4 protein-coding genes are annotated in these 4276 nt (G+C 65.7%); 2 read left to right on the forward strand and 2 right to left on the reverse strand.

Features of this window, described 5'->3' with window-relative positions; genetic code table 11:
* Nucleotides 1–260: 260 nt before the first annotated feature.
* Both VNW74_RS11140 and VNW74_RS11145 read left to right on the forward strand, forming a co-directional pair.
* Complete coding sequence (locus VNW74_RS11140; RefSeq protein ID WP_325676692.1) at nucleotides 261–875, forward strand: hypothetical protein; 615 nt, start codon at nucleotides 261–263, stop codon at nucleotides 873–875.
* Entirely contained in the window at nucleotides 862–2496 is a 1635-nt protein-coding gene (locus VNW74_RS11145; protein WP_325676695.1) for a (2,3-dihydroxybenzoyl)adenylate synthase, read from the forward strand. Before VNW74_RS11140 ends, VNW74_RS11145 begins: the two co-directional genes overlap by 14 nt.
* Here VNW74_RS11145 and VNW74_RS11150 read toward each other — a convergent pair.
* Nucleotides 2493–3428, reverse strand: a complete 936-nt coding sequence (locus VNW74_RS11150; RefSeq protein WP_325676697.1) for an SDR family NAD(P)-dependent oxidoreductase — start codon at nucleotides 3426–3428, stop codon at nucleotides 2493–2495. The two genes, VNW74_RS11145 and VNW74_RS11150, sit on opposite strands and share 4 nt — an antisense overlap.
* A 161-nt stretch (nucleotides 3429–3589) precedes the next feature.
* On the reverse strand, nucleotides 3590–4276 hold a 687-nt coding region (locus VNW74_RS11155), incomplete at its 5' end, for an MBL fold metallo-hydrolase (RefSeq protein ID WP_325676699.1).

A 4276-nucleotide genomic window follows, 5' to 3' on the forward strand; every position in this document is an offset into this window, starting at 1 on the left:
CACACCAACCCTCCTACTAGTTAGTGGAGGCTAGCCTAAATTCGTGGCCACTTAAATATCTGGGGTCCCTCCGACGCTACCGCCCCGGCGGGTCATCGCTACACCAGTACCTCGCGGAGAAAAATCCCTGGTCAAGCAACTGCGCCGAAAATAAGTAAGGTTAGGCAACCCTATTGTGTCTCAGGTAAATCTCAGGTAGCGGCCGTCCCGCCTGATTCTGTCAAACAGACGTCCCCTTGACGGTCAGTAGAGGAGATGCCGTGCAACTAGCCCTTCGTCCCGATCCGACTGGCCTCGACCGCGGGGCCGGTCCGTCGCCGTCGGCCAGCCGCATGAACCAGATCTTCGTCGCCGGTGTCGCCTTGATAGGCGCCAGCCTGATCGCCGTGAACCCGGGGACCCCCAGCCTGCCGAACGTCCAGCATCGGCTAGTGCAGCTGACCGCCGGCGAAGCGGACTGGTCGCAGGTCCTTGCCGCGCCGGAAGACAACTTGACGACCCTGGAAAGTGACGCCACGACCGCGAATTCCGATCTCTCGATGGCGATCGGCGCCGAGTTCGGTGGCTACGGCGACCAGCTCAGCACCGCGCTGAGCAACGTCGAAACCAATCTTGGGGACATCTTATGTGTTCGGGCTGTTCGGGGGATCGGTGACCGATCCGACCACTGGCGTTACCGAGACCGGGAGCACGCTGCAAGAGATCGCGACCGCTCTGCAGCAAGGCAACATCTTCGATGCGTTCAGCTACTGCGACGGCGCTGCCCGACCTTCTCAGCGGGCTCTTTAGCCTGTAAACAACCGACGCGGTCGGCTGGGACGGACGTCTCCGTCCCACTCGCCCCGTCGCGGAGGGAATGGGATGCCATCAGCTGATCTGGCAGGCTTTGTGCCGTTTCCGCCAGACCGCGCCGCGAACTACCGTGCGGCCGGCTACTGGACCGGCCGGACCGTCAACTCGATTCTGTCCGAAGCAGCGCGACGATGGCCGGACCGCGCCGCATTGCTCGACGCCGGCCAAGCGCCTCACCAACCACAGCGCCTGAGCTACGCCGAGCTCGACGAACGCGCCGATCATGCGGCGGCCGGGCTGGCCGTGCTGGGGATCGCCCGCGGGGATCGGGTGCTGTTGCAACTGCCGAACGGCTGCGAGTTCGCGGTGGCCCTGTTCGGGTTGCTGCGCGCCGGCGCGATCCCGGTGATGTGCCTGCCCGGCCACCGCGCCGCCGAGTTGGCGCACTTCGCCGCCGTCAGCGAGGCCAAGGCACTGTTAATCCCCGATACCGCAGGCGGATTCGACTATCGCCCGATGGCGCAGCGCTTACAGCAGGATCATCCAGCGCTGCGCCATGTCATTGTCGACGGCGACCCCGGAGCTTTCGTTTCATGGTCGCAGCTGTGCGCACACCGGGGCCAGCGGCCCGCAGCGAGCAACGCCGATCCCGCGTCACCGGCACTGCTGCTGGTCTCCGGCGGTACCACCGGCACACCCAAGCTCATCCCCCGTACCCATGACGACTATGTCTACAACGCCACCGCGAGCGCCGAGGTCTGCGGGCTGACCGGTGACGACGTCTACCTGGTGGCGTTGCCGGCCGCCCACAACTTCCCGTTGGCCTGCCCCGGTCTGCTCGGCGCCATGACGGTCGGCGCTGCCACGGTGTTCACCGCCGACCCCAGCCCGGAGTCGGCGTTCGACGCCATCGCGCGCCACGGCGTCACCGTCACCGCACTGGTCCCGGTGCTGGCTAACCTGTGGGCGCAGGCCACCGACTGGGAGCCGGTGACGCCAACATCGTTGCGGCTGTTGCAAGTCGGTGGTGCAAAGCTGGAGGCCGCTGACGCCCGGCGGATTCGCGAGACACTGACGCCGGGCCTGCAGCAGGTGTTCGGCATGGCCGAAGGGCTGTTGTGCTACACCCGACCCGGCGATCCGCCGGAAGTGGTCGACCGAACTCAGGGCCGGCCGCTGTCTGCCGACGACGAACTGCGCATCGTTGACGACGCCGGCGGGCCGGTGACGCCGGGCGCCGAGGGGGAATTGCTGGTGCGGGGTCCCTACACGTTCAACGGGTACTTTCGCGCCGAGAGCGACAACGCGCGCTGCTTTGACCCGGACGGCTTCTACCGCAGCGGCGACCTGGTCCGCCAACACGCAGACGGCTACCTGGAGGTCACCGGCCGGGTGAAAGACGTCATCCACCGCGGCGGCGAGACCGTTGCCGCGGGTGACCTCGAAGAACACCTGCGCGCGCACCCGGCGATCTCGTCTGCCGCGGCGGTAGCGCTGCCGGATCCTTATCTAGGCGAAAAGATCTGCGCGGCAGTTGTTTTCGCGGGCAACCCGATGACTCTGATGGAGTTGAACGACTATCTCGATCAACGTGGAGTCGCCAAGCATGCTCGGCCGGATGTGCTGACCGGGATGACCTCGTTGCCGACAACCGCGGTCGGCAAGGTCGACAAGAAGGCGATCGTCCGGCAGCTGCAGTCTTAAGTGGCGGACTTGAGTAGTTCGGCCGTGGCGTCCCACAGCCGTGACTCACGAGCCGGATCCGTTGCGAACGGCTTCACTTCGCGCTCTTCGTCTTTGACGACGAAGGCGCCGTCGCGCAGCTGCGCCCACCGGTCGTCGAGGACGATCGACGCGAGCATCGGGCCGGAGTGGGTCGGCGAGGAGACGCCGGGAATCCGCTCGATGAGGCGCCCGATTCGTTGTAGGCCCGGGCCGTGGCCCCTGCTCAGTCCGGTGCCCGGCATGAATCCCGGCTCGAACACCGTGACGTTGATCCCCTTCGGTGCGCGACGTTGCAATTCGTGCCCGTAATAGAGGATCGCGAGTTTCGAGTTGGAATAGGCGATCCCGGAGAGCTCGGCCGTCGCCGGCAGGTCAGGCGGGGTGGGCTGAGCAAGTTCGATCGGGTCGCGCCAATCCGCCGGCGCGACTCGCAGTATGCGACGGAAGATGTTCTGGTGGTAGGTGTTCGAACCCAGCAGCACCACACGGGCGGGCGCGACAAGTGAGTCCAGCAGATCGCCGATGAGCTGCGCGTGCGCAAGGTGGTTCACCGCGAAGGTGAGTTCGTATCCGTCCGCGGAGGCGTTGTGGGTGTCGACTACCGAGACGCCGGCGTTGGCCACCAACCCCCGCAGCGGATGCACCGCGCCGGCGTCGAGCAGCTGCTTGACCTGCTGCCCCGCGTTCCGCACGTCCGCGAGTCGGGCCAGATCGCAGCCGATCTCCTGCACGCTCGCTCCTGCCGCGCGGGCAGCGGCGGTCACCTCGCTGAGCGCCTTGCCGGCTCTCCCGACCAGCAGCAGGTCGGGGCGCTGCGGCGCTGGGCGGTTGGCGATCGCCAGCGTCGCAGCCTTTCCCAGGCCGCCGGTCGGCCCGGTGATCAGCACGGTGCCGGACGCGATCGAGTTCATGGTTCTCCGTTCGTCGTGGTATTGCGATGATTGTTCGCCGGACTCCGGCCCTTAGGCAGTCGTCGCGTTTTCGTAGGACTGCCAGTACCAGGACAAGACCTTTCCCAAGCCGCCCGCCTCGCGTTTAGTGAAGGGATGGACTCGTGGGAGTTCGGTCGTGGTCACGCGCCGGGTTTGAATGTGTAGGTCTCGCCGTGGGCGAGGTAGACGAACTTCGTCGTCGTGTTCGAGGCCGCGGCGGCCTTCTTGAAGTCGTCGAGGCCCGACAGGAACACCGAGAAGTCGTTGTAGTGGATCGGAATTGCGGTGTGCGGCTTGGTGATCTCGACGGCCTTCACACCTTGTTCGCCGGTCATCGTGACGACAGTGACCAGGAATGTGGTGCCGCCGGTGTGGATCAGTCCGAGGTCGATGTTGGGATAGCGCCGCGGAATGTCCTCGAGGCTGTCGATGAGCATGGTGTCGCCGGTGATGTAGAGCCGATAGAGATGGTCGCCGTCGCGGCTGAAGTCGAGCAGGTGCCCGTTGACAGGCATCAGCAGCTCGTTGACGGCCTCCTCGGTGGCGTGCTTGCCCGGCATGGCGGTCACGGTCAGGGTCGCGTCCCCTTTGTGGACCTCGAGGGATTCCCAGGTGTCGAGGGAGAAGCCCTTGTTGAAGCCCAGGGCGTTGAGCTTGCCCACCGCGTCAGCCGTCGAGACGATGGGCAGGTTCTTGTCGAGTTCCCTTGCGGCGACGTCGTCGAAATGGTCGCCGTGGTAGTGCGACAAGACGATCAGATCGATGGGAGGAAGGTCAGCGATCTGGCAGGCCGGCTCGACCTCGCGACGGGCCCATATACCGTGGCC

The sequence above is a fragment of the Mycobacterium sp. genome (assembly GCF_035570115.1).
In the GTDB taxonomy this organism is placed as follows: Bacteria; Actinomycetota; Actinomycetes; order Mycobacteriales; family Mycobacteriaceae; genus Mycobacterium.